Annotated in this window: 26 protein-coding genes and 1 tRNA gene; 11 read left to right on the top strand and 16 right to left on the bottom strand. The window is 67.9% G+C overall.

The features are described from left to right. Positions 1-309: 309 nt before the first annotated feature. Together ACFFIA_RS02865 and ACFFIA_RS02860 are read left to right on the top strand one after the other, a co-directional pair. Complete coding sequence (locus tag ACFFIA_RS02865; protein ID WP_173158324.1) at positions 310-519, top strand: type II toxin-antitoxin system VapB family antitoxin; 210 nt, start codon at positions 310-312, stop codon at positions 517-519. After that, a complete protein-coding gene (locus ACFFIA_RS02860; protein WP_377244772.1) occupies positions 516-953 on the top strand; it encodes a PIN domain-containing protein in 438 nt (145 codons plus the stop codon). Before ACFFIA_RS02865 ends, ACFFIA_RS02860 begins: the two co-directional genes overlap by 4 nt. Before the next feature lie 246 nt (positions 954-1,199). Here ACFFIA_RS02860 and ACFFIA_RS02855 read toward each other — a convergent pair whose 3' ends face one another. The 5 genes from ACFFIA_RS02855 to ACFFIA_RS02835 all read right to left on the bottom strand — a co-directional run bounded on the left by ACFFIA_RS02855 (position 1,200) and on the right by ACFFIA_RS02835 (position 6,535). Continuing rightward, positions 1,200-1,616 (bottom strand): PIN domain nuclease, encoded by a 417-nt coding sequence (locus ACFFIA_RS02855; RefSeq protein ID WP_377244769.1) that lies wholly within the window; start codon positions 1,614-1,616, stop codon positions 1,200-1,202. Then, a complete protein-coding gene (gene vapB / locus ACFFIA_RS02850) occupies positions 1,607-1,831 on the bottom strand; it encodes a type II toxin-antitoxin system VapB family antitoxin (RefSeq protein WP_377244766.1) in 225 nt (74 codons plus the stop codon). The genes ACFFIA_RS02855 and vapB overlap by 10 nt, the downstream gene beginning before the upstream one ends. 106 nt (positions 1,832-1,937) lie before the next feature. Then, positions 1,938-3,227, bottom strand: a complete 1,290-nt coding sequence (locus ACFFIA_RS02845) for a hypothetical protein (protein ID WP_377244763.1) — start codon at positions 3,225-3,227, stop codon at positions 1,938-1,940. Between the two features lie 35 nt (positions 3,228-3,262). Beyond that, a complete protein-coding gene (locus ACFFIA_RS02840) occupies positions 3,263-5,587 on the bottom strand; it encodes a 2OG-Fe(II) oxygenase (protein ID WP_377244760.1) in 2,325 nt (774 codons plus the stop codon). Between the two features lie 102 nt (positions 5,588-5,689). Next, complete coding sequence (locus tag ACFFIA_RS02835; protein ID WP_377244757.1) at positions 5,690-6,535, bottom strand: hypothetical protein; 846 nt, start codon at positions 6,533-6,535, stop codon at positions 5,690-5,692. 210 nt (positions 6,536-6,745) lie between these two features. Between ACFFIA_RS02835 and ACFFIA_RS02830 the strand changes: the two genes are divergently transcribed. The 3 genes from ACFFIA_RS02830 to ACFFIA_RS02820 all read left to right on the top strand — a co-directional run bounded on the left by ACFFIA_RS02830 (position 6,746) and on the right by ACFFIA_RS02820 (position 8,818). Beyond that, positions 6,746-6,949, top strand: a complete 204-nt coding sequence (locus ACFFIA_RS02830; RefSeq protein ID WP_377244754.1) for a hypothetical protein — start codon at positions 6,746-6,748, stop codon at positions 6,947-6,949. 398 nt (positions 6,950-7,347) lie between these two features. Then, a complete protein-coding gene (locus tag ACFFIA_RS02825; RefSeq protein WP_377244751.1) occupies positions 7,348-8,397 on the top strand; it encodes a ParA family protein in 1,050 nt (349 codons plus the stop codon). Positions 8,398-8,407: 10 nt separating this feature from the next. Next, positions 8,408-8,818: a hypothetical protein gene (locus ACFFIA_RS02820; RefSeq protein ID WP_377244748.1), complete on the top strand. Its 411-nt coding sequence runs from the start codon at positions 8,408-8,410 to the stop codon at positions 8,816-8,818. Between the two features lie 20 nt (positions 8,819-8,838). On the opposite strand, the gene ACFFIA_RS02815 is transcribed toward ACFFIA_RS02820, so the two are convergent. Continuing rightward, the gene (locus tag ACFFIA_RS02815) at positions 8,839-10,977 is read right to left on the bottom strand and encodes a HelD family protein (RefSeq protein WP_377244745.1); all 2,139 of its coding nucleotides are present in this window, start codon (positions 10,975-10,977) and stop codon (positions 8,839-8,841) included. A 576-nt stretch (positions 10,978-11,553) separates the two neighbouring features. On the opposite strand from ACFFIA_RS02815, the gene ACFFIA_RS02810 reads away from it, so the two are divergent. Beyond that, positions 11,554-11,626: transfer RNA gene (locus tag ACFFIA_RS02810), tRNA-Arg, on the top strand. Positions 11,627-11,774: 148 nt separating this feature from the next. On the opposite strand, the gene ACFFIA_RS02805 is transcribed toward ACFFIA_RS02810, so the two are convergent. The 8 genes from ACFFIA_RS02805 to ACFFIA_RS02770 all read right to left on the bottom strand — a co-directional run bounded on the left by ACFFIA_RS02805 (position 11,775) and on the right by ACFFIA_RS02770 (position 18,681). Beyond that, entirely contained in the window at positions 11,775-13,178 is a 1,404-nt protein-coding gene (locus ACFFIA_RS02805; protein WP_377244742.1) for a tyrosine-type recombinase/integrase, read from the bottom strand. Continuing rightward, a complete protein-coding gene (locus tag ACFFIA_RS02800) occupies positions 13,175-13,363 on the bottom strand; it encodes a helix-turn-helix transcriptional regulator (protein WP_377244739.1) in 189 nt (62 codons plus the stop codon). Before ACFFIA_RS02800 ends, ACFFIA_RS02805 begins: the two co-directional genes overlap by 4 nt. A 5-nt stretch (positions 13,364-13,368) precedes the next feature. Continuing rightward, a complete protein-coding gene (locus ACFFIA_RS02795) occupies positions 13,369-15,036 on the bottom strand; it encodes a replication initiator (protein ID WP_377245684.1) in 1,668 nt (555 codons plus the stop codon). 47 nt (positions 15,037-15,083) lie between these two features. Then, positions 15,084-15,590: a DUF2637 domain-containing protein gene (locus ACFFIA_RS02790; protein WP_377244736.1), complete on the bottom strand. Its 507-nt coding sequence runs from the start codon at positions 15,588-15,590 to the stop codon at positions 15,084-15,086. Positions 15,591-15,947: 357 nt separating this feature from the next. After that, the gene (locus ACFFIA_RS02785; protein WP_377244733.1) at positions 15,948-16,121 is read right to left on the bottom strand and encodes a hypothetical protein; all 174 of its coding nucleotides are present in this window, start codon (positions 16,119-16,121) and stop codon (positions 15,948-15,950) included. 5 nt (positions 16,122-16,126) lie between these two features. After that, positions 16,127-16,378: a hypothetical protein gene (locus ACFFIA_RS02780; RefSeq protein ID WP_377244730.1), complete on the bottom strand. Its 252-nt coding sequence runs from the start codon at positions 16,376-16,378 to the stop codon at positions 16,127-16,129. Further along, a complete protein-coding gene (locus tag ACFFIA_RS02775; RefSeq protein WP_377244727.1) occupies positions 16,375-18,000 on the bottom strand; it encodes an FtsK/SpoIIIE domain-containing protein in 1,626 nt (541 codons plus the stop codon). The genes ACFFIA_RS02780 and ACFFIA_RS02775 overlap by 4 nt, the downstream gene beginning before the upstream one ends. A 273-nt stretch (positions 18,001-18,273) precedes the next feature. Next, the gene (locus tag ACFFIA_RS02770; RefSeq protein WP_377244724.1) at positions 18,274-18,681 is read right to left on the bottom strand and encodes a transcriptional regulator; all 408 of its coding nucleotides are present in this window, start codon (positions 18,679-18,681) and stop codon (positions 18,274-18,276) included. Positions 18,682-18,819: 138 nt separating this feature from the next. Here ACFFIA_RS02770 and ACFFIA_RS02765 point away from each other — a divergent pair, with 138 nt between their 5' ends. The 3 genes from ACFFIA_RS02765 (at position 18,820) to ACFFIA_RS02755 (ending at position 20,699) form a co-directional block, all read left to right on the top strand. Beyond that, positions 18,820-19,662, top strand: a complete 843-nt coding sequence (locus ACFFIA_RS02765; RefSeq protein WP_377244721.1) for a GntR family transcriptional regulator — start codon at positions 18,820-18,822, stop codon at positions 19,660-19,662. Then, entirely contained in the window at positions 19,659-20,348 is a 690-nt protein-coding gene (locus ACFFIA_RS02760; RefSeq protein ID WP_377244718.1) for an HAD family hydrolase, read from the top strand. The genes ACFFIA_RS02765 and ACFFIA_RS02760 overlap by 4 nt, the downstream gene beginning before the upstream one ends. A 108-nt stretch (positions 20,349-20,456) precedes the next feature. After that, positions 20,457-20,699, top strand: coding sequence for a hypothetical protein (locus tag ACFFIA_RS02755; RefSeq protein ID WP_377244715.1), 243 nt, complete (start codon positions 20,457-20,459; stop codon positions 20,697-20,699). A 288-nt stretch (positions 20,700-20,987) separates the two neighbouring features. Here ACFFIA_RS02755 and ACFFIA_RS02750 read toward each other — a convergent pair whose 3' ends face one another. Together ACFFIA_RS02750 and ACFFIA_RS02745 are read right to left on the bottom strand one after the other, a co-directional pair. Further along, positions 20,988-21,455: an NUDIX domain-containing protein gene (locus ACFFIA_RS02750; RefSeq protein WP_377244712.1), complete on the bottom strand. Its 468-nt coding sequence runs from the start codon at positions 21,453-21,455 to the stop codon at positions 20,988-20,990. A gap of 2 nt (positions 21,456-21,457) precedes the next feature. Further along, positions 21,458-22,168, bottom strand: coding sequence for a DUF5919 domain-containing protein (locus tag ACFFIA_RS02745; protein ID WP_377245681.1), 711 nt, complete (start codon positions 22,166-22,168; stop codon positions 21,458-21,460). Positions 22,169-22,542: 374 nt separating this feature from the next. Between ACFFIA_RS02745 and ACFFIA_RS02740 the strand changes: the two genes are divergently transcribed. Then, positions 22,543-23,478 carry a helix-turn-helix domain-containing protein gene (locus ACFFIA_RS02740; RefSeq protein WP_377244709.1) on the top strand — a complete coding sequence of 312 codons (936 nt, stop codon included), beginning with the start codon at positions 22,543-22,545 and terminating at the stop codon, positions 23,476-23,478. Beyond that, a complete protein-coding gene (locus ACFFIA_RS02735; protein WP_377244706.1) occupies positions 23,475-23,678 on the top strand; it encodes a hypothetical protein in 204 nt (67 codons plus the stop codon). Before ACFFIA_RS02740 ends, ACFFIA_RS02735 begins: the two co-directional genes overlap by 4 nt. Positions 23,679-23,793 lie beyond the last annotated feature (115 nt).

The following is a 23,793-nucleotide window of genomic DNA, read 5'->3' as shown; positions in this document are numbered from 1 at the left end:
GTCCACGTGTGGTCCGCTGTTGGCGGCGTGCTGGTTGAGGGCTGTTGGGGATGCCTGGTGCTGGTTGGCTACCGCTGGCAGGTAGCCTGGAGCCGCGCGCCCTCGTAGCTCAGGGGATAGAGCAACGGTTTCCTAAACCCCGGCTCCGGCGGCCTTCCCGGGCACGTGACGTGCGGTTTTTTCCGTTCGTTCCCGCTGATGGGCCCATGTGTGGTCGTTGTGTGCTCGGTGGTTGGCGCGCCGGTCGCGTCACGTCGCCGACGTTCGATGTGTTGCTCCACGTATATGCGCGGCTGTAGGATCAGATACATGAAGACGATGATCGACTTGAACGACGAGGCGCTGGAGCTTGCCGCCAAGGAGCTGGGCACCACGACGAAGAAGGACACCGTCAACGCCGCGTTGGAGTTCGTGGCCAACCGGCGCCGCCGCATCGAGCAGCTGCTCGACGATCCGTACGCGCTGGGTGTGGGTCCGGATATCGCCGATCCGGAGGTCATGCGGCAGGCCCGTCGGTGACGATTCCGGTCGGTCCGGGGCAGCTCTATCTCATCGACACCTCCGCGCATGCCAGGATCGGGCATCCGGCGATCCGCAATGTCATCGCTGGCCTCATCGTCGACCGCGCCGCCGCGACCTGTGTGACGGTTGACCTGGAGGCTGGCTACTCCGGTCGCGACCTCACCGATGTGCGTGCGATCGCCGAGCGCCGCAGAGCTCTCTACGTCGTGCTGCCGGTCAGCGAGGTGATCGCCGATCGGGCCCGCGATGTCCAGCTCCGGATGGCCGCGCGTGGTCACCACCGAGCCGCCGGCGTGATCGATCTGTTGACCGCCGCGGTGGCAGAGCACCACGGCGCGGTGGTCCTCCACTACGACGCCGACTTCGAGCACATCGCGGCCACGACCGGCCAACCGCACGCCTGGATCGCGCCGCGGGGCACACTCGCCTGACGGTCGACACGTCGAGCCGCATTGCCCGTCATCGAGCCGCAACTGGGTCACGCGGGAGTGGCCGGATGCGGTGGAGCTGAGCGGGCAGACTCATGGGTGCGACCTGTGTCGGGCGAACGCCTCCGGCGGCCCTGCCGTGCCTTGAGCGGCGATCTTTTGGCGGATTCGCATGCCGTGGCCGCCGTAGCAGGGCGGTGCGGTCCAGCCATCCGGGACGAGGCCGTGTCTGGCCATGCCCCACCCGGCTCAGCCATTCAGGCTTTCGACGGGCTGGCCGGTGATCGCGGCGATGAGGTCGAAGTCCTTGTCGGCGGCGAGGACGGTCAGTGCCGCCTTCTCAGCGGTCGCTGCGATCAGTAGGTCGGGGATTGACGGGGCGCGGTGCTGGCCGCGGTCGGCCAGGAGCATCTGTACCTGGAAGGCTCTGTCCTCGATGGCAGGTGTCAGGTGCTCTATCGGCATCAGGGACAGCGGTGGGGAAGCGAACTGTCGGCGCCCGGTTTCTCCGGAGCGTGCTGAGTAGCCGAGTTCGAGCCGGGTGATCGTGGAGAGGCGGACGAGTCTGCGGCTGATACGCGTGTTCCACTCGTCGCGGTTGGCCACTTGGCCGAGTTGGAGCCGTATGTACGCGGACTTGTCGATCAGCCAGCTTGTCACCGCCATGCGGCGTCCATCACCGTGGGGTCGGCCAGGTCGGCGAAGGCTTCGGCGGATCGTTGCCAGTCTTCGGCGGTGACCGTCCGCCCGCCGGTGGGGACAGTGCCTTCCTCGAACTTGCGGCGCAGGTACTCGTTGCGGGACAGGCCGAGGTTGGCGGCCGCGGCGTCGATGCGGTCGACGGCTTCTTGGCTCAGGTCGCGAATGAGGATGTTGGGCATTGGGTACCTCCGAAGGCCGCACGTGATATCACGATATCATATGAGCGGCCGGGTGGGTCGAGCTGCGGCCGAATACGTCACCTGTCGACATCGTCGGTTCTGGCACTTATTCGGTTACTCGTGCCATGGGGTTCGGTCGGCCGTGGTCGTCGAGGATCCCGGGGAACTGAAGCTGGCCTGAGGCGTATGCGAGGCAGCGTTCGGTCAATTCCGCCGCCATCCCGGTCTGTTCGGCGAGGAGGCGGATCCATTCGGGCAGCACGGCGACGAGTTCGGCGGCGAAGTCGTCTTTGTAGAAGTCGCGCAGGTGGAGCACCGCCACCGCGACCTTGTGCGGCGAGCAGAGCGGATACAGCGTGGGGTGATCGCGCGGGGGCCAGGAGTCGGCCAGCTCCGCGGCGAGGTCGTCAGCACCGGCCGGGCCTTCGTCGGTCGATCCGTCGTGGTGGCCGAGTTGGCGTAGCCGCTGGGCGAACCGTTGCCTGGCCTCGTCAGCGGTCAGCCGTACGGAAGGTCGCCCGCGGGTCTTGCCGACCGCGTCCCGGGCGGTGCGGCCGAGCCGGCGGCTGCGCATGAACTCGGCGTACTGGTCCTGGTCCTCCCCTCCGATCCGGAGCTCTTCGAACTGGCTGGGTAGAAGGGCGCCGAGCGTTTCCGCGTCGTCCACCACGGTCATGGCCGCGCCGGTCGCGGCGTTACCGACCGACTCGCGCCAAGCCGTCAGCGCGGACTCGGCGGTCGGGTGGAAGCCGCTGTGCACGGTGACGATCTCGTAGCCGCAGGTGTCCACGTCCCACAGGTACCACCGGTCCGGGCCGTCCACCGAGCTGAACGGTGCGACCACCGCCCAGCGCGTGCCGTAGACATCGTGCGCCCACAGCACCGGCCCGGTCACAGCCCGCCCACGCGAGACCTGCCTGGCAGCCTGGGTGCCGAGGTGCTTGGCGACCAGAGTGCGGGCGGACTCGCTCAGCGGCGGAGGCAGCACACCAGCGACGACCGTCAGCAGCCGGTGGAGAATAGCGACGTCGGTGCCCGCCTGGTGGAGCCGCTCGTCGATCGCCGCCAGCAGCGCGCGGACGAGGTCGTCCGGGTTGACCACGTCCTCCACGGCGCCGGCGTCGTACTGGGCCATGGCCGCGCCGTAGCGGACGCACAAGTGGTCCTCGAGGTCCTCGTCCGACCATTGTGGAGCATTTGCGACCAAGGCATCGATCATCGACCGGGCTTCGGTCCCGGCCAGCGCGGCGCGATGCTCGCCGAGCTGGCGACGGTACTCGAACAGCTCGCTGAAGGCGTTGGCCAGGGAGGCCCTGCTCTGCGGAGGGGCCACCGGCTGGCGCTGGGACTTGCGGCCGGACTGGGACTTCTTCTTCCGCTTACGAGAGACGGGCACCGCGGCATCCTACCCAGGCAGCCGCCCCTTAATAGTCACCGCATGTTGAAGGTCTGGCCGAGCCAGGCAAGGTCCGTCTGGTCGCGTCGGCGTGCCTCCCGCTCGCGTACGAACAGCGCCTCCGTCTTGGTCAGGACCAGGGTGTAGGGTCGCCCGCTGCGTCGGGTTTGGTGGTGCACCGCCAGTTCCGCCTGGTCGATCCTGCTGTGGACGTGCCTGCGCCGTTGTTCTGCCAGCGGCCACTCGAACGAGCGCCGTGCCTTGTCGGCAAGGAACGCGTCCAGGGTCTGGCACAGTTCGCAGTGGCATCCCTGCGGCAACTCGATCGACCAGTCGTCGGCGGACCGGGCCGGCTGGGACAGCCGAGTCGCAAGCCGCGCGGCGCAGTGGCGGGAAACGATGTCGAGTCCCGCCTCGCGATGCATATCGCGCCTGTTCTTGTGGGCGGCGCGCAGCGCGGACATCGCGCACCCGACCCGATCGTCATTGTCCGCGCACAGGAAGGCGACTATCTCGTCGCGCAGGTCCGCCGCCGCGAGGATCGCCGTACTGGCCAGCAGACCGGCGACGGCCGGCCCGAGTTCGGCCAGCGCCGTGTGCCGGTGGCTCGGTGTAGGGAGCCGCGACAGCTCGGCCACCGAGTCCCGCAGCGGGGTCCAAGCCGCGGCGGACAGCAGCCAGCCCACCATCACGCCGGCCTCGTGTCCCTCGCGCAAGGCTTCGCAGACGGCCGGGAACGACTCCAGCCAGCTCGCCCGCTGTGTCTGCCATGACATGTGCGTCGGCCGATCCCGGCCGAACCAGCCCTCGATCGACTCGCGGGTCCAGGACTGGCCGTAGTGCGCCGCGAGTTGGACCAGCGCCGCCGTATGGGTGTGGTCCAGCATCTCGATCTGGAACGGGGCGAGCAGCACGGTGGCGATGCCCGGCTCGTCCAAGCCCTGGGCGACCGTGAGCGCCTTGCCGAACAGGTGCTGGCCGTTCACTCCCACGGCTGCGCTCCAGAAGGAGCCGAGCGTGGTGGCCGCGTCCCGGGCGCCGGCCACGTCACCGGCCTGGATCAGATCGGCGAGCCGGTCCAGGGCCCAGCCGGGTGAGGCCTGAGCACGGATCGCGTAGGACCACCGGCGGGGCCACACCACGATCGCTGCCCTGCGGTACCAGCGGTCCAAGGTGTTGCCGTAGTTGCCCATGTAGCCCTCGTACGACGAATCGTGTGGCGACAGGTCCGCCGTGGGGGTGGTCGCGCACACCTCGTCGTCGAAGACGGTCAGAGTGGTGGGCGTAGCCTCACCCGACTCGTCCAGCCAGCAGTCGAGGCTGGTCGTCGATTCGATGAGCTCCTGCAGCTCATAGCCGTCCTCGCCGGACCCGTCCTCCTCGTCGTCTTCCTGGTCGTCGTCCCAGTACCCGCCGTGCCGGCCGCCGTACCCCCACGGCTCGGCGTCCTCGGTGCTCCAGGTCTCGTGTACCTCCGCCAGGGCCAGGGCGACCTCGCAGTCCGCCTCGCGGGCCGCGGCCCGTACAAGTGCGGCGCGGCTGGCGTCATCTCCCTTGAGGCGGCCCCAGCTCAGCGCACGTTGGGTGTACTCGTGGTCGAGTAGGTAGACCAGGCGCGCGGGTTCGTCAGAATCACCGAAGTGGTCGTTGAGGCAGCCGGCCAGTTCGGCGGCCCGGTCCGGGTCTGCCCGGTCCGAGGCCGCGGCGACCGTGTCGCCTTTGAGCAGCAGGTTGTAGGTCAGCACGACCCGGTAGCCCGACGTGACCGGCCGGACATGGTGGCGGCAGTCGGCGTAGAAGGCCACGAACGACAGCGATTCCTTCGAGGACCGGTAGGCCGCGGTCTGGCCGGCGTGTTCGACCACGAGTACGCCGCCCGTGGACGCGGACGGAAGCGTGACGACCATGGTTCCGATCATGGTGTCAGCCTTTTCGGAGTCCTGGTGCGGGGCGAAGAACTGGCCCGGTGCGTAGACCAGCATCGAGTGGAACTCCGCTGTCAGCTCGCATCCCTTCGGCAGCCCGAGATCGGCGCGCAGACGGTCGAGGACGGGCCGCAACGTGGCGTTCCACTGCCGCTTGTCGATCTTTATGCGGCTCTTCGGGATCTCCCACGTGTCGCGGACCCGCGCGTCCAGCAGCGTCTGCTCGCCCTGACCGAACCGGGCCGGCCGACCCATCAGGCACAGCTGTTTCGCCTGCCGGACCGAAACAGGCAGCGCGATCGGGCCGACGCCGCTAACCTCCAGCCGCAGGTCGTCGGGGCGGGCGGTACGTCGGGCACTGAACGAGCCCGTAGCCGCGGCCTCACCCAGAAGATTCGCGAACCGGTCACGCGGGAAGATCGCGGGCGAACGCATGGCAAGACTGTAGTCACCCCCCGCCGAGCGGGCAGCGTGCCCTGACCCAGCGGCTTTCCGCCGACCCACGTCGGAGAACCGCCTGCTGTTCGTTGTCGGGCTTCAGCGCGGCGGGTGGAGGGTGTATTCGGCCTGTTCGCCGGCGGCGAGGGTGCAGGTGCCGATGGTCGGGCCGCTGCCGCCGGGCGGGCGGTCGTGCGTCAGGACGGCGGCGATGGCCACGGTGAGCCGCTGCACGGCGGTGCGGTCGAGGTCGGCCGTGCCGTGCGGTCCGGTGGTCAGCCATACCGGAGTGAGATCGGCGTCGGCGGGCCAGCCGTACCGGGCTGCTTTCGCCACAAACTCCGGCGGCGCTTCGGCCGGCGGGTCGAGGTAGAACAGGATGCTTCCAGCCGGTGCCAGGATCGGCGCGCCCGGTCGCCAGCCAGCAAACTCGTCCGGCAGCGCCTCGCCCGGATATAGGACCAGGCCGTGTTGGACACCCTCGGCGCCGATCACGATCGTGACGTACCGGGCGGAGATGCCGTCGACGCGGACTGCCAGGTCGAGGTGGTCTTGGTCGGTCCAGCGCCGCCACGGCGCCGCCCGCCGGTAGGTGTCGGCGTGCTCGACGAGGATCGCCCAATCAGCTGCGGTCGCGAACTGGCGAGGTTGTGCCCGGCCGGCCATGTGCCCGACGAATGAGTCGAGGATGTCTTCGGCTTCGACGCTGACCACCTCGGTCACCTCGGGCAGCGGGCCGTCGCCGAGCACGACGGCCAGTTGGGCGGCCACAGGTTCGTGGTGACCGATTCCGCACAGCACCCGGGCCGGTCGCTGCGGCGGCAGACCACCGGCCGGTTGGGTCAGCGCGGTCCGCATCGCCTGGGCGCACGCCTTTACGTCGGTCCGGTCGACGCACATTCCCCTGGCCACGCCGGTGTCGGCGTCCAGTACCAGGCTGGCCACCAGGTGTGACTCACCTTCGACACGCACCGCGTGTGACACGTCACGGAGCAAGACAATCCAGGTCGGCTCGTTCTCCATGACAGGCAGTCTGCCAGCGCGAGTTGGAGCTTCCGCAGCGGCGTTTTTCCGCCCGCCGTGACGAGGCCCAGAAACGCGCCCGGGTTATGCCGGTGGCGCTTGTGACGCGCGATGCGCTGCTCGGTCGGCGCGGTGACGTTTCGCGGCGCGGGCGATTTCCTCGATGGTGTTGATGACGTCGGGCCGCTCGCGGCCGAACCGCTTGGCGTACAGATCCTCGATGAACTGGGGAAGCGGCGCCTTCCACGGCTCCTGCCGGTGGTTGTCGATACGGACCGGAAGGTGATCGGCTGGTCCGGCGTGCCGGACTTGGCGACGGTGATCCGTTCCGGATAGTTGCCCGCGCCGATCACGACCGTCTGCCCGGCGCTGACGGCCGCGGCGGCCGCACCGATCGTGCAGGACGGCTGCGCCGTCGTGCCTGGCCCGCTATCGGTGCAAGCGGCTGACGTCCTCTGGACGTACAGGATCGTTTCGTCGGCGGCTCGGGCGGGGCCCGCGACACCTAGCACAGCGCCACAGACCAGCGCGACCCCAGTGATACCAGCCCGAAAAGGTGCACGCATCGCCGTCCCCGTATGTGAAGCCCGTCGGAAAGTCTCCGGGATCAGATCACGCCGGTGGATTTGATGTCATCGTCCCAACGGCCCATCCGCCAGCAACCACCTGCCCGTGCCGCGGCGCCCCAGGTCCGCGCCTACCGGATGTCGTAACTCAAGCGGATACCGAGGCCGGTGGAGTTCGTCCTTCCCGAGCTCCTCTCGAACTCCGAGCCGATCACGATGTCTGGCGCGATCGGTGGTGTTGTCGGGCGGGCCTTTATGACAGGCTGCCAGCCGGACGCCAATCGCGTAGTGCTGGGAGCGTATGGGGTGACGGTCGTATCGGTTCTGAACTACAAGGGCGGAGTTGGTAAGACCACTGTGACGGCGAATCTTGGTGCCGATCTGGCGTACCGGGGCCGTCGGGTGCTCTTGATCGATTTGGACCCGCAGGCGAGTCTGACGTTCTCGTTCTACACGGCTGATGAATGGGATACCCAGCTGAGGCCGTCGAAGACGGTCTTGCACTGGTATGACTCGTTCAATTGGTCGTCGTCGACCAAATCGCTTGGGGATCTCGTGACGACGCCGCCGAGGGTGAATGCGCTGGTGCGCTCACGGGGCGGCCAGCTTGACCTGATCGCTTCGGACCTCGGTCTTGTCGACGTGGAGCTCGATCTTGCCGCCGGGCTTGGCGGCTCCCGGTACCAGACCTTCAACCCCGACTACGTCACGGTCCACAGGCTGCTCGCCGACGCTCTGGGCGAAGAGGAGTTCGCGGGCTACGACATGATCCTGATCGACTGCCCGCCCAACTTCAACATGGTTACCAGGACCGCGGTCGTGGCGAGCCAACACATCCTGGTTCCGGCGAAGGCCGACTATCTTTCGACCCTGGGGATCGACTACCTGCGGCGTCGCCTGACCCAACTGGTCGAGCAGTACAACGGCGTCGCCGGGCCCGCGCCTGAGGCGTGCATTAACCCAGAGGTCCTCGGCGTCGTGTTTACCATGATCCAGTACGCTGGGTCGAATCTGATGACCAAGATCGGAAACTACATCGATCGCGCCATCGAGGCCGGGGTACCGGTGTTTCGCCAGACCGTGCGCGAGAGCAAGAGCGTCTTCGCCGATACTGGGGAGTTGGGCATCCCGGCCGTGTTGGCGGCCCACGCGACGAAGAACGTCGAGTACGACCTGAAGCAGCTGACCAGCGAGTTCATCGCCAGGACGAGGATCTGAGGAGCGCGCCTTGACCGAGCCAGTCGATCGTACGTACGACATGCTCCAGCGGGTCGGAGAGTTTCTGAAGAAGCTGTCGCAGGAGCAGTACGACGCATTGGTCGCCGGCGAGGCCCGGCTGGAGGTCGTGCTGAAGGGCGCGCGCGTGAGCGGGGGCGGCGTCAAGAAGGCGGCGGCGTCGGCCGTTTTGCCGTTGCCAGCCGACCAGGTCGCCGCCGACCTGCGGAACCTCGACGACCGCCAGTCGGCGACCCGGTACCTCGATGACCTCAAGCTCAATAAGTCGCAGTTGGTGCTCCTGGCCAAGGAGCTCAACGTCAAGATCACGACCAAGCAGAACATGACGCAGATACGCGACCTCATTGTGGCGCAGAAGGTCGGTTCCCGGCTCACCACCGACGCGATTCTGGGCCGCCGCTGAGGAGAGGGCGACCCGACCGGTCAGCCTCGGGGAGCCAACAAGCGGGCCGCTTCGCGGAGCACCTCTTCCCACTGTTCGGGTGGGCTGTGCCGGCGCAGTCGGGCGCCGATGTCCTTGGCGAGCCAGGCGAGCCGGGTCGGATCGAGAGCGGGCACCGGTGCGGTGACCTCGTCGGCGGTGCGGGGCGGGATATGGACGGAACGCAGCGGCAAGGGCTCGCCGGCACAGACAATGTCGAGGTAGCCGACCGTGCGGGTCAGCGCCACGTACAGCAGGCGGTGGCCGCGCTCGTCACCGGCCACTATGTCCTCTGGCTCGATCACCACGACCGCGTCGAACTCCAGCCCTTTGGATTCCTGCGGGCTGATCAGGTTGATCGCGTTGCCCAGTTCGCCACGGTCGGCGCTGCTCCAGCCGACTCCGTTGGCCGCCAGCGCCGCTTCCACGTCGGTACGCAACGTGCTGGGACAGATGATGCCGACGAATCGCCCATCGTTGGCATGGGCGACGGCCTGGGCCACGGCACGCCCGGCGCGCTCGGCCGGATCGACGCGGAAGATCCCAGGCTCTGCCGGTCCGTCGCGGACCACCTCGGGCGGGATGGTGGCCGGGGATGCCAACGGCAGGAGGTTGGCTGCGAACCGGTACACCTGGCTGGGCACCCGGTAGCCGTACCGAAGTGTCTTGATCTCTCGGGGTAGCGTCGCCGGCAGGTGTGAGGTCACGTCGTCCCAGGTGTCGCAGGCCCATTTGCCGGTTGACTGGGCCAGGTCGCCGAGGATGGTGAGCGAGCCGGACGCGGACCGGCGCGCGATCGAACGCAACTGCATCGGCGACAGATCCTGTGCCTCGTCGACCACGATGTGCGCGTATCGGGTCTGCGGCTGCCCGTTGATCAGGAAGTCGGCCTCGTCGAGCAGCGGCAGGTCGTCGCGGCTCCAGATCTCCTCGGTCAGCCGGTCCGCGCCGCGCCGGCGCAGGTACAGGATCTCCGACGCGGTGAACTCGTCGCCAGCCGCTACCAGCAGTCGTTCCCGCGAGCTGAAAAGATCGCGCAGCAACGTCGCTGCGGTCAACTGCGGCCACAGGCGGTCGACCAGGTTTTCCAGGGCGGGTTGGCGGGTGCCAGACGGATTGACGCCGCGCCTTTCCACCATCTGTGTCACCGCCTCGCGCAGCCGGGCGCGGCGGCGCGTGTAGGGGCTGTCATCGGTCTTCAACGTTTCGATGACATCTCGGATTTCGGTGCCGGGGACCGTGACGAAGCGGCCGTCGACCTGTAGCCGCTCGGCCGGCTCGGGCACGCCGATGCGAGCGTTCAGGGCGCGGGCGAGCAGGCCGGCCATCCGTGCCTGGCCCTTGAGCCGGCCGACTTCCGGGGGTTCCGGTCGGCCGAGCTTGAGCGGCGGCGCCAGTTTGGTGATGTCCAGTTGGGCGACGTCGTCTTCGCCCAGGCTCGGCAGCACCGTACTGATGTACCGGGTGAACGTCGGGTGCGGGCCGACGATCAACACATCGGTGTTTCTGAATCGATCTCGATGGTTGAAAAGCAACCACGCCACGCGATGCAGGGCCACAGCGGTCTTGCCAGTCCCCGGCCCACCCTCGATCACCAACAGGTGTTCCAGCGGTGCACGGATCAGCTCGAACTGTGCCGCCTGGATCGTCGCGACGATGTCGCGCATCGTGCCCGTACGACCGCGGGCGAGTTCCCGCAGCAGACCGGCGTCAGGGCCGGCCAGAGCACCGGCGATCTGCGCGAAGACAATCTCGGTGAAGTCATCGATGAGGTTGCCCGTGCACTGAAACGTCCGCTTGCGGGTCAATCCGTGTGGCTCGCGGTGGCTGGCCTTATAGAACCGTTCGGCGGCGGGTGCGTGCCAGCTGACCACGATCACTTCGCCGTCGTCATCGCGGATCAACTCTCGGCCCACGTAAAGCTGATCCTCGTCGTCGTCCATGCGTCCCACTGCGACAGCGGTCTCGGCTGAGCCGAGCGCCTTGCTTTGCCCCTTGGCGAACTGTCGCATGTGCGCGGCCGCGGCAGCATGCGCCGCCGCGGCCGCCGCGCCAGCGATAACGGCGCGGGACTTTTCACGCGCCTTGTCAGCGCGATCAAAAAACTCCTGCTCTTTTGCGATCTCAGACTTCGAAGCCACGTCCGCCCTCGCATCAACCAGTCGAGCCAATGCGCCCCACCGTACCGCCGGATCTCAACGGTGCGACGGCTCGCCCCAGCGTCCAGTCAGGACATTGATGGCAACAGCCCCAGTGCTGTCATGTCGCCCCAGCCGGCCTTCGTCTCTCGTGGTGGTCTCGAGGTAGGAACGAGAGCTGGCGTTTCGCCCGGGGCCGGGCGGGCCTGTTGCGGTGGTCAGCATGGCGGTGGCGTAAGGCGGCGAAGTGAGTGTCGCCGGACGGTGATCGACTCGGCCGCGTCCTTGCGTTGCGTCGGGGTTGCCGGCGCTGTCGCTGGAGTAGATCTTGAAGTCGCTGGGGTTGGCTACCGGCCGTCGGGAAGCTGCGGTTTTGCATGTGTGCTCCGATGTGGCAGCAATGGAGATCAACGCCGTCCGGCGGCCGTCGGTGACGATCGGCGACGACCGGCGCCAGGCAAGATCACGCCGGGCTGTGCGATCGGTTTGTGCTCCGCCGGTCGGCGTTGGGACGGTCGGCGGCCATCGGCGCTCCCCGGCGACCACCAGCAACCGCTGGCAGGTACCCTGGGGTGCCGCGCCCTCGTAGCTCAGGGGATAGAGCAACGGTTTCCTAAACCGTGTGTCGCAAGTTCGAATCTTGCCGGGGGCACCTACTTTGATCTCACCAAACGGCCTCTGAGCTGGCCTTACTTGAGTCGGTCGATCGGTCGCCATAGGCAGCCATATGCCGCCCTCGGCGGCCGTTTGTCGCCCGTCCTGCAAAATACGTGCAATGATCTTGGCTGAGTTTTCCCAGGTCAGGAAGCATGTCCGCCATCCATCGCCGCGAGGGCCGCTTCGATCCGGGCGTTCATGATCTCCTGGTTGCCGTCGATGCACTTCGCGTACACCCTGAGCAGCACATCGACAGAGTGCCCTGCCCGCTCGGCCACATCGGGCGCCGGGACGCCAGCGTTCAGCCACAGCGAAACACCCGCGTGGCGGAGGTCGTACGGTCGGCCGGCGAGCGGCGACTGAGCCCGGTCCGGTGGCAGGCCCAACGCTCGCGCCTCGTCCCACACGCGCGAGTACGTGGATGCCGCCACGACGTTCCCCTTATCGCTGCGGAACAGCCGACCGTCATCCGCGACGCCGAAGCGCTCGATGTGCTCGCGGAGGATCGCCACCAGCTCTGGAGGGATGGGCACTGAACGGGTCTCCGTCTCGCCCCGGTGCTTCAGTCCTCGGTCGTCGTGGACCTCGCCGCTGTCGGTGTAGCGCTTGCCGGCCGCCGGCCGAGACTTCTCGACCGTGAGGAGGCCCCAACCCTCGTCCGGTAGGTAGCAGTCGCGTTGCCGAAGACCCAGCGCTTCGGCGGGACGGAGAGCCGCGAGGTAGAGACAGGCGAAGAACGCGTATAGGCGTTCACCGCGCCGCCCGTTCCTACCTCGCCGACCGACGTAGGTCACCGCCGCGAGCAACTCGCGCACCTGCCTCGTACTCGCGACGACCCGCCGGTCTACCTCATGGGTGACCTTCCGCCGGTTCGATCGCACGCGGAGCTTGTCCACCGGGTTGTAGTCCAGCAGCTCCAGCTCCACGGCGTACTGAAGCACGTTGTAGAAGACCGACCGCTTGCGCCTGGTCGTGGTGGCCGCCGCCTTGCGACCCTCAAGGGTGAGCCCGAGTGCGTCCAGCGCAGGCCGGATCACCGCGGCGTCCGTCAGGTCAGGCAGAGGAAGGGAAGCCCTCTCTAGCCAGCGCAGGGCCGCCGCGATGTCCGGCGGGCGGTCGAGTTGCCGAGCAGCCGGAGGAAGGGCGTACTCGCGTAGTGCTCGACGCAGGATCGCGACGTCTGGGGCGCCAGGTGCCGCACGGACCAGAGTCGGCGTCACGGTCGCCAACGCGTCCGTCATGCTGTCCCGAGACTTCGCCGCCGCACCGGGCCACTTCATGTCGATGTAGCGCAGAACGAAGGCGAACCAGGTAACCGCCTCCTCAGGCTGAACCATCGAATCGGGCAGCCCCGTCTCGGTGTCGAACGACTCGCCCCGGTTCGCCGCCTGCATCAGGTCCGAGCGGAAGTGATCTGCCAAGGCGCGAGTCGTGAACGTCCGTGACTTCGGGTCGGCGGCGACGACCCATCGCACCGTGTACGACTTCTTCCTGTTGGCCAGCGCGTTGACCTGGATCTTCCGGATACGGACATCGCGAGACTTCACGCTGCCGCCTCGCGCTGCCGCTCAAGCCAAGCGCGCAGGTCGCTACGCCACACCCGCAGCTCGCCGTTCGGGAGCCGCACGCACTCCGGAGCCACGCCGATCTCGCGCCAGCGGTAGAACGTCCGGCGAGAGACGTTGTTGAGCGCGGCCAGAACCTCTGGCACGGTCATCAAGCTGTCGTCCACAGTGGTCACTCCTCCCCATGAGTCGCCGAGTGGTTGCCGGTTGCCGAAAGATCGGGCGGTCCCTGGGCGGCCCGGTCCTTGGCTGCGAGGAGTTGTGCGCGCCATCGGGCGCGTTCGGATATGGAGCGCAGGAGTCGATGGGCCAGCGGCGGTACGTCCGGGTCGTCCGGGCGTGCCAGTTCCCAGGCGTGCCGCCGGTCCTGGGTCTGGTCGGCCGCGTCGGCGCAGGCGAGGTCGGTGGTGACGCCGAGGAGGGCACGGACCCAGGCCCGCGTGTCGTACTTGTGGTCGGCGAGGGTCTTGCCGGACCAGTCGCGTGAGACGAGGATGCGCCGGCCGCCGATGCCGAGGGTGGCTTGCTGGTGGACTTTGCCCTTGCAGCGGCCCGGCTTGAGCTTGGCGTGTGCCTTCTTGGGTTGGATGCCGTAGAGCAGCCAGTTGGCGCATCGGTCGGTGCAGGGTGTGACCTGGAGTTGGTGCCAGAGCCGGTCGAGGTGCCGTCGCTGGCGCTCGGTTTCTGTCTTGTGGCAGTCGCCGGTCTGCTTGGTGATGTACTTCGTGATGTAGCGGATCGTGCGTTCCGCGTCGTCGGTGCCGGGCATGACACCGCGCGCGTCGACCTGGGCGCCGAAGCGGACCACGTGCACGGGTTCGGCGTCCGGGTCCTGGTCGATAGCGTCGAGCGCTTCCGCCCAGGTGGCCAGCGGAGCGCGGGTGTCCGGGTCGACCCAGGCCGCCGCGTGCTCGTCCCAGACCGGAGGCCGGTCGCGGGTGTACCGCTGGACGTCCACAGCCGGCCACCACACCTGGTGATAGGTGGCCGCCGCGACCTGACGCAGCACCGCGCGGGGGATAGTGCCGCGGATCGCGAAGTGCGCGTGCGGGGCGAGCCGGCGCTGTGGCTCGACACAGCCCGCGTACTGGACGTTCCATCCCTCACAGCGGCGCAGGTTCTGCCAGAACCGGTCGAGCAGCCGGGGGAAGTGCACGGCGTCCCAAGCTGCCCGGCGGTAGTCGTACCGGTCCGGGTCGACCGGGGTTCCGTCGCCGAGCACTGGCCCGTACGAGTCGAGGGTGAGCGTGAGCCACATCGACGGTTGGTAGGTGGAGCCATCCGGCGCCGTGTAGGTCTTCCCGACCGTGCGCCGGTCGACCTTACGCCGGGGCAGCTCCGGCGCGTCCTGCCGCCGCCGTGTGGACCGGATGCGTCGCTTGCCGTCGTCGTGGTCGTCGTCCTCGTCGTCCGGTTTGGCGTGCGGAGGAGCGACCCGGCCACGCAGACCCTCCGCGGCGATGGCCTCTTCTATCTCGCGGATCGCCTCATCGAGGTCGGCGACCTGGTCCCACATCGAGCGGCGCGCCGCGTCGTCGCGTTCGAACTCGTAGTGCGCTCGCAGGACGACGAGCGCCTTCTGTTCCTCGGTGGCTGGCTCCGGGCCGGGCAGCGGCTCGTCGGACCGGTGCCAGCCCTCGCGGATCTGGGCCTGTCGGAGGCGCCGGTTGCGCTTGGCGCATGGTGGGCACTTGTCCTCGCGGGTCGCGCCGCAGGGCAGGTCGATGACTTCGGTGCGGCCTGTGTCGAGGTCGGTGCGGCGCATCGAGATCGGATGGATGCAGACGCCGTACTCGCCCGCGATGTCCCGGAGCACTTCGACGGAGCGTGGCAGCGCCATCCGGGCGGCCCGGGAGCCCGGTCGCGGCTGGTCGAGGGTCGGCGCGGTCACCGTGCCACCTCGACACCGTTGGAGCGAGCAGGGTGGACGACGCCGAGCGCGGGCAGCACGGCAGAGGATGCGGGCCGGGCAGGCGTCGGCTCGCTGACGGGCACCAGGTCGACCGGTGCCGGCTCGGCTACCGCTGGAGCGCTGGACAGGACGACCTTGACCAGCGCGAGGAACGCCAGTGACGGCACGGCCGCCACGATCCAGCCCCACACCGACCGTTCCGCTTCGGCGACCTGGGCGGCCAGCGAGAGGATCGCGAAGCCGACCAGGAGCACGCCGACCAGGCCGACCGGTCGGCCGGCGCGACGCCGGGCGCGGATCTCCAGACCGAGGTAGATGGCCATCAGCTCGATGGCCACGGCGTTGGCCCAGCCGATCCAGTCCGGCTGTCCATGCGCCACGGTGAGGTCGTGCACGTGGGTGAACGCCGCCGCGCCGGCCATCCCACCGATGGCAAGCAGGATCACGAGCCTGGCGCCCGCCTCAAGCCGGACGCGGGTCATCGGGAGCCCTCCGTTTGCAGGTCCTGGACGACCCGGGCGCCTTGGATGCCGTGAAGCGCCTCCCTGGCGTGCATCGGGCATCCCCAGCCTCGGTCGCCTGTGACGTCCTCGACCTGGACCAGGGCGGGCCGATCGCAGGCCGGCATGTCGCGGGTGAGAAGCGTGCAGACGTTCATGCGCCCCACCCCCAGACGTCTGGGTCGGTGTCGGTGTCCTCGGCGCGTGCCGCCGCATGGAGGCGGTTCGCGCGGCCGAGGAGCTGCACTGCCTCGTCGTCGAGACCCGATGGCCGCCAGGTCGACCAGATCCGGCGCCGACGCCACGTACCGTCGTGGTTGGACTGTCGAGGCGTGCGGCTCATCGGTTGTCTCCCTCGTTGCGGATCGTGAGGTCGATGCGGATGCGGCGACCGTCCAAGTTGGAGTAGCGAGCGATCAGTCCGGCCAGGGCGTGCAGCGTCGTCGCGGCCTTTGCCTGTGATGCGGTGAGCTTGATGTGCAACGGACGCCGCTTGAATCGGGGCAGCTTCACTGCGGTCACCTCCGTGAGGGACGGACGGTGGTGCGGATGTGGTCTGGTGGGTCGCCGAGGGAGGCGACCGCTTCGGAGAGGCAGCGCCAGAGCGCCCACGCCTCGTCGGGCGTGAGGTACATCCGGCGCCGGCCGCCGCCGACCGCGAGGTAGAGCGGGAACGGGTCGGGCCGCTCGTCGTCGACCCGCACAGAAACGGCGGTGTCTGAGCCGGTCGCGTTGGGCGCGCGCAGGCGGTAGAAGCGTCGACCGGTCATGACGCACCGCCGTTGTCGCGGTTGTCTTGGTCGAGGATGTTGAGCAGTGAGTCAGGCAGCAGCGGTCCGGACGTTCGCCGTTGGACGGGCGGCCGGACCGGCTCCGGTGCGGTCTCGCGGCGTACCTGGGCGAGGATGTCCGCCGCGTCGGCCGGCGCGGGATGGGTCGTCGCGAGTTGGCGGATGTCGTCGTCGCTGATGTAGGAGAACCGGACCCGCATTGGTTCTGGCGTGCCGTCGAGGATTACGTAGCCCACGCCCTTGGCCCAACGCGGCATCTGGTCGGCCAGTGCACCGCGATCCCGGGCGCCGTCGCCGAGGACCATGTCCACTTGGGACTCTTCGGTCAGGCCGAGCGCGATCCGGGTGGGGAACAGGTCGCGGAACGGCAGGACTTCCTTGCGTGGGTCCTGCAACGCGGCCACGACGAGCACGCCGACGCCGGCACCTTGTGAGAGCAGCAGGCCGAGCGAGCCGGCGATGCGCTTACGTAGCTCCCCGTCCTGGAGGTATGCGGTCAGCGCCGCCATCTCGTCGATGACCACGACGATCAGCGGGTCGCTGGTCGTGGGGGTGTGAACCCGTACGTGTCCGGCCAGCCGGCCCTGCCGTTCGCGCATCACGGTCACTGCCTCGTCGAGCAGGTCTGCCATCGCCTCGAACGACTTGCAAGCGAACCGGGCGAACAGCGGCCTGCCCATGGCGAACTCCATGCCGCCCTTCGGGTCGATCACCCACAGCCGCACCAGCCCGGAGGAGATGCCGCCGGCCAGCGCGCGGACGAGGGACCAGAGCACGGAACCCTTGCCACGCCGGGTAGCGCCGCCGATCAGGACGTGCGTTGCGAGCAAGTGGAGGTGCCACGTGCGCAGGTCTTCCCGCATCGCCAGCGGCAGCTTGGTGAAGTCCGGCAGCTCCGCCACGGGGAACGGCTTGACCAGCTTGCGGAGCGCGTCCGTGCGGACCAGCACCACGTAGACGACGGTGGGCCGGTCGCGGTACCGCACCCGGTCGACGAGCCGCAGCGCCCACGCCAGCCGGCCGTCGCGAGCTGGCGGGTCGTCTGGCCGTTCGGAGTAGACCCGGGCGTGCCGGCGACCGAACGCGTACGCCAGATTGGCCGTCGCCTTCTGGAAGTCGAGCGGGTTCTGCCCGCGCACCATGCGGATCGCGAGCACGTCCAGCGCCTCGTCGCAGCGGACCGAGAGCAGCTTGGGCAGCACGATCTGGTGCTCGTACTTCCGGGACAGGCCGCAGAGGGTCATCGCCTCGCGCCATGTTCGTCGGTAGACGAAGACCTGCCGGAACGCGCCGAGCAGCGGCCCGCCGCACCACGCCCACCAGGACGCCGCGTGCCGCCACCGCCAGACGCCCGCCAACATGGCCGCCAGCGCGAGCGGCACGACGACGCCGGCCCAACCGAACTCGGCGTACAGCCATACCGCGACAACCGCGAGCGTGGTCGTGATCGGATGCCGCAAGCACCACCACGTCAGCCGCCAGCTCCACCGGCCGATCAGACCGAGTACAACCGCCCACCAGGGCAGCTCGAACCGCTTTGGCCGCATCACCACCAGGTCACCGGCCGAGGTCAGCACCACCTCACCGCGAGGCCGGCGCATCATCGGGCACCTCGCAGCGATACGAAGCGGCCGCCCGGACCGCGCACCGCAGGCAGTGGCAGGACGAGCTGGCCGGCGCACAGCCCGCACACCCCGTCGTGCGCCTTGCGCGGATCGAACGGCTTGTTGCACTGAGGACACCTGGGCCGCGCAGCAGCGGCCCGACGCCTACGCTTGGACACGTCGGAACCTCTCTCCGAGCGAGAAGGGGGAAGACAGGAGGGTGGGGCTGCCGTCCGCCAAGACCAGACAGCCCCGCCCGCACTCGTCAGATCAGGCCGCGGCCTGCCGCGCCGCCTTGCTGTTCACGCCCGCCGGGGGACGCATCCCGGTGGCGCGCAGCGAGTACGCCATCCGGCCGTTGTTGGCGACGTACGGCGTGACGGTCATCCCGTCGAACTCCACCGCCTCGAACGGCGCCCCGGTCGGCGGCACCGGCTGGAAGTCCGCCGAGATCTTCACCGTGGTCTCGCGGGACCGCTTGCCCAACTCCGGGTCGAGATCCATGACCCGGACCTGCCACACACGCTGGCCCGTGATCTTGTCCTTCGCCGGACTACGCCGGCCCGTCTTCTCGTCGAAGTCCTCCACCTCACCCAGCGACTCGGGCACCAACGCGCACCCCGCCGGGAACACGTCCTCACACCGGACCGAGAACCTTGTCCCGCCCCTGAGAGCCATCCGCTCTACCTCCAGATCCAACTTGGCTGTCCTGACTAGCCAAGTGCGATGAAGCAAAGATAGACCGGCTTGGCTAGCCAAGTCAATAGAGAGATCGAGGGTTTCCTAGCTTGGCTAGCCAGGAGGTAGCCTGCGGGCATGACACTCGACCCGGACGACCCGAGAACCCCGTCCCAGCAGATCGCCGCAGCACTGCGCGCCGAGATCAAGACCGGCAAGTTCGCGCCAGGGGAAAAGCTGCCTTCGCAGAACGAACTCGTCGAGCGGTTCAGCGTCGCCCGCGAGACCATCAAGGCCGCACTACGCAGGCTCCAAGACGAGCGCCTGATCGTGACCCGGCAGGGCAGCGGCACCTTCGTCCGCGCCAACACCGAGCGCCCCGTTGGCCTACGGCCGCACATCGAGCGCGCGTTCGAGGCCCCACACGTGTCGATCGACTTCGCCGGCTTCTCCGGCGAGACGCTCTACAACGCCATCCAGGAGACCCTGGACAAGGTACGGATCGGCCGCCTCACCCCAGAATCGTTGCGGCTACGCATCCTGATCTCAGACATGACACAACCGATGGCGATCCCATGCCGCGCCGAGGACCGCGCCGACGATCCCACGATCCGTGCCCGCTCACAGCGGATCACCGAACGCTCGATCCACGCCATCAGGGACGCCGTGCAGGAGCTGGCCGACCTCGACCTGGTCAAGAGCGCCAGCACCGAGATCCGGGTACACGGAGCGGCCCCGCTCTTCAAGCTGTTCATCATCAACGACGAGGAAGCGTTCTTCGGCTTCTACCCAGTCGTCGAGCACACCGTCAGCATCGACGGCAAGCCACTCGCGATCTACGACGCCATGGGCAAGGACGCGATCCTGTTCCCGTTCACGCCCAGCGACGACGACACGTCAAACGACGCGCTCTACGTCGAACAGGCCCGCATCTGGTTCGACAGCCTGTGGAACACCATCGCCCGCGAGTACGTGTCGTGACCGCCCCCGACCTAGCGACCCTCGTCGACCGCGCCCGCTACCTGCTACTCGACTTCGACGGCCCGATCTGCCGCGTCTTCGCCAACCACTCCGCGGCCACCATCGCAGCCGAGCTGCGCCGCGTGCTCGTCGACCAGGGCGTCAGCCTGCCCGAAGCGCTCCTCACCGAGTCCGACCCGCTGGAGATCATGCGGTACTCCGCAACATTCCGCCGGCCCGGCCTCGCACGCCGCGTCGAGGAAGCCCTACGCGCCGCCGAACTGCTCGCCGTCCGCAGCGCGGAGCCCACGCCCTACGGGCGGGAAGTCATCGTCGCCGCCCACCACTCCGGCCGCCGCGTCGCGATCGTGTCCAACAACTCCGCCGAGGCAGTCCGCACCTACCTGACCGAACGCCGACTGGCCGGCTACGTGCACCCCATCATCGGGCGAGCGTTCGCCGACCCCGCCCGAATGAAGCCGAACCCATGGCCCGTCATCGCCGCCGTTCGCGAGCTGGGCGCCCAGCCCGAGGCATGCCTGCTGATCGGCGACTCGACGAGCGACGTCGACGCCGCCCAAGCCGCCCGCGTGCCGGTCATCGGGTACGCCAACAAGCCCGGCAAACGCACCCGCCTCGCCAAGGCCGACGCCATCATCGACAGCATGGCCGAGCTGGCGTCGCTCCTCGCCGCCGACGAACTCTGACGCCCGCGTGTAGGGTGGTTCGCCACGGCTAGACCGAGAAATCCACCCGCCACGTTGGTGCCTCGGGAGCAACGAACCCTTCGAGCGCGCTTCCGCTACGATTCCAATGTGTATCGTCGCTTCGCGCCCGCTGGAGCAGTGCTCGCGGGTGGAGGCGTGTTCTTGCCCGGATTGATCAACCTGCACGGCAACCCAGTGTGGATCATCATCCTCGCGCTGGCGGGTAGCGGTCTGGCGGGCCTTGGTGGATACATCCTGTACCTGGCCGGGACCTCGAGTGGGCCAAACGACCTACTTGTAGCGGGCGCCTTGGGTATCTCACAATGGCCTCCCTTTAAAAAAAATCTCTAGGGTGCGCCGCTCTGACAATTTTTTCGAGTCTAAATTGCTCAGAAATATGCAATCTGATCCAAGAGTGTCGATCTAACGTAATTCCTGCGATAGTCCTACCTGCAAAGATGTCTCAGAAAATTGCAGGCAGGGGTCGTCGTTAAGCCTTTTAAGAGCAAGATCGAAACCCATGCCCCTGGCTCTGGACCTCGCCAAGATCCGAAGTTAAAAGCGTTATCGACTAAGTCTGAATAGACGCCGTAGTTGTGACGATGGCTTTGGGCAACGAAGCCGGCCAGGCCGCGTCGTCTAGTCGACGTGGGGCATCCGGCCCGCCAGGTAGTCCGCGATCTGTCGGCGCATGGTCGGGTGGATGTCCAGCCCTTCCAGCTCGCCCGGCGCGAACCAGCCGACGTCGCTTGCTTCGTCGTTGGCCGCCGGAGCGCCGCCGACTGGCCGCGCGAGCAGGGTCACCTCGTACTCTTGCCGCACCTCGCCATCGGTGTACGCGACGATGTGGCCCGGGTCGGAGTAGATGCCGACGATCCCGGTTACCTCGACGTCGACGCCGGTTTCCTCGCGCGTCTCGCGGATCGCGCACTCGGTCGGGGTCTCGCCGATCTCCATCTTGCCCATCGGTAGCGCCCACTGGCCTGTGTCGCGCCGGCGCTGGAGCAGAATCGCGCCCTGCGCGTCGACCGCCAGGACGCCGCAGGCCGGGACGAGCGAGTTGGCCTTGGGCGCGGCCGGATCGTTCCAGTATTCGATGCGTCTCACGGTCAGACCTCCGCACCCAGCCACGGCATTGCGTTCGCCCATACGCGTTCGAAGCTGCTTAGGTAGTGATCGAACATGCTGCCGCCGTCGACTCTACGGAAGTGGAAGGTCGGATTGACGCTGGCTGGCTCGCCGTACGCGTGCGGGTTAACCAGGATCTCGTCGTCGTAACGGAAGATGCTCGCGTACAGCGTCGTTGGGTGTAGCCGCACCTCGCATCCTTCCGCGGACGCGATCTCCCGGTAGTACGTCAGCGATGCCCGGATCTTCGCCGCGAGCGTGCCGGATAGGCCCTCCTCGCGGTCACGGACCGCTACCGCTTCGCTGTTCGGGTCGCCGAAGCACATTCGGACCTCAACGCCGATCGCGAGCCGGTCAGCGAGCATGCGCGCGACGCGGGGCTGTGTCTGCGCGAAGAACGTCCCTGAGAACACCAGGACGTCTATCCGTTCCTGTGCCTCGGTCAGCAGGCGCAGCCACAGCTCCCGCGGCACGCTCGCCCGGTCGGGATAGATCTCGACCAACTCGGCGCGGCTCGCGTCACCACGCTTGCCGTTCGCGGACGGCATCACGTCCGGCCACAGGTACGCCTCCTCCGCGCCGAGCTTCCGCGCGGTCAGCCACCGGTTACGGCGGTGCGGAAGCCGACCGAGGCTGATCCACCGTTCGACCGTCTTTGGGTCAACGCCGCAGTCCTCGGCCAAGTCCTCCACACCGACGCCACGGCGCACCATGACGGTTCGCAGACGTTCGTTCACGTCTTAATTGGACGTTTCCCGGCCGGGACGTTTCAAGGGCGTGCCAGGACGTTTCGCGGAGTCCGTAGACGTCCTTCGACGGTCCATCACGGTGGGTGAGAAGTCCGGCGGTGGTGGATTGACTACCCGTTGTCGTGCGCAAACCCTGGCGTGGTGCATCGCCGCAAGGGCCGCCGCAGGCAGGTGAGTACGACACCCCAACCGCCTTGGTTGGGGTCCCAACCGGTGTCGGGGTGGGCGTGTTCCGGCGAGCCAGGGGAGTGGCCCCACGGCCGCCGCTACGTTGCCCTCCGCCCACTCCGACACCACGGACCGGAGGAGGTACAACAGTGCCTACCAAACGAGAACACTTCCAGTTCTCCCTACGGGCGCAGATGCTCGGTCAGCGCATGCGCTCCCTGCGGGAAGGTCGCGGCCTGACGCTCAAGTACATCGCCTCGTACCTGGGCGTGGAGTTCTCGACGCTCGCCAGGTACGAACGCGCTGAGTGGCCATTCCGCCGCGACCACGTCACCGCCCTACTCGACGTGTACGGCGTGTACGACGAGCCCGCACGAGCGGAGCTGGTCGAGCTGGCGGCCAACGCGTGGAAGATCAACCAGTGGGAACCCCGCTACGGCAACAACCGACCGACCAGGAGTAACGATTGGGTGATCATCGACCACGCGTGGGTACAGGCCAGGGCAGAGGAGCTGTGCGTCTACGCGAGCAGTCTGGTGCCGGAGCTGTTGCAGACCCGCCACTACGCCGAAGCGGTCATCCGCTACGGCGATCCAAAGGCGAACATCGTGGACCAGCAGGTGCGGCAGCTCCTGGGCCGGCAGCTTGTCCTGGACGAGAAGCCGCCCAAGCGGCTGACCGCGGTCGTCGAGGAATCGGTGCTGTCCCGCCCAGTCGGGGGCCAGGCAGTCCTGGAGGCACAGCTGGAGCATCTCCTCCGCGCGATCGAACGTCCCCACGTGAAGGTACGGATCCTGCCCACACAGGTGGGACTGCATGATGGCCTGGACGGCTCCTTCACCGTCTGCCTGATGCAGCGCCCGTACCCGCCAGCGGCCCTTGTCGAGCACTTGGGCGGACGCGCGGTCCTGGAAGACACCGACGCCGACCGGTACGTCACGACATTCGACAAGCTCACCGAGAGAGCACTCAGCGAGCCGGACTCGGCCGAGCTGATCCTCCAAGCCGCCGCCCGCGCCAGCGAGGGTGGACTGTCCAACCGCACCGACCGGTCGACGGCTGGGCCGGAGGCGATGGCCGCATGACGATCCCCTTCAACTCCGACGCGCACGAGGCAGCTGTGACTGCTGCCGCTCAGCGGATCACTGCCTACGCCGAGCGGAACGGCATCCAACTCACGCCCGACCAGTGCCATGACCTCGCCGAAACCCTGATGAGCCACTACCAGTCGTTCCTCGCCGGTGTCCGATACGCCACTGAGCGTCCGTCGCAGGTCGATCAGTAAGTAGGGTCTGCCGCTGTCGGCTTTACCGCAGCGGCAGACTCACTGGTCATAGTGATCGGCTTGGTATAGCGAGCCACTCAGAGCGTGTTTGAGAAGTGCTGATGACGGGCGGCGG

Origin of the sequence: Phytohabitans kaempferiae (assembly GCF_042433955.1) — a bacterium.
GTDB lineage: Bacteria > Actinomycetota > Actinomycetes > Mycobacteriales > Micromonosporaceae > Phytohabitans > Phytohabitans kaempferiae.
Note: the sequence above shows the minus strand (reverse complement) of the source record. Positions and strands in the feature narration are given on the sequence as shown.

Excerpts from the sequence above, each read along its gene's own strand:
- ACFFIA_RS02775 (WP_377244727.1), bottom strand. The coding sequence starts at position 18,000 with ATGCGCCGGCCTCGCGGTGAGGTGGTGCTGACCTCGGCCGGTGACCTG.
- ACFFIA_RS02770 (WP_377244724.1), bottom strand. The coding sequence starts at position 18,681 with ATGGCTCTCAGGGGCGGGACAAGGTTCTCGGTCCGGTGTGAGGACGTG.
- ACFFIA_RS02865 (WP_173158324.1), top strand. The coding sequence starts at position 310 with ATGAAGACGATGATCGACTTGAACGACGAGGCGCTGGAGCTTGCCGCC.
- ACFFIA_RS02780 (WP_377244730.1), bottom strand. The coding sequence starts at position 16,378 with ATGACCGGTCGACGCTTCTACCGCCTGCGCGCGCCCAACGCGACCGGC.
- ACFFIA_RS02790 (WP_377244736.1), bottom strand. The coding sequence starts at position 15,590 with ATGACCCGCGTCCGGCTTGAGGCGGGCGCCAGGCTCGTGATCCTGCTT.
- ACFFIA_RS02855 (WP_377244769.1), bottom strand. The coding sequence starts at position 1,616 with ATGGCGGTGACAAGCTGGCTGATCGACAAGTCCGCGTACATACGGCTC.
- ACFFIA_RS02765 (WP_377244721.1), top strand. The coding sequence starts at position 18,820 with ATGACACTCGACCCGGACGACCCGAGAACCCCGTCCCAGCAGATCGCC.
- ACFFIA_RS02795 (WP_377245684.1), bottom strand. The coding sequence starts at position 15,036 with ATGGCGCTGCCACGCTCCGTCGAAGTGCTCCGGGACATCGCGGGCGAG.
- ACFFIA_RS02840 (WP_377244760.1), bottom strand. The coding sequence starts at position 5,587 with ATGCGTTCGCCCGCGATCTTCCCGCGTGACCGGTTCGCGAATCTTCTG.
- vapB (WP_377244766.1), bottom strand. The coding sequence starts at position 1,831 with ATGCCCAACATCCTCATTCGCGACCTGAGCCAAGAAGCCGTCGACCGC.
- ACFFIA_RS02735 (WP_377244706.1), top strand. The coding sequence starts at position 23,475 with ATGACGATCCCCTTCAACTCCGACGCGCACGAGGCAGCTGTGACTGCT.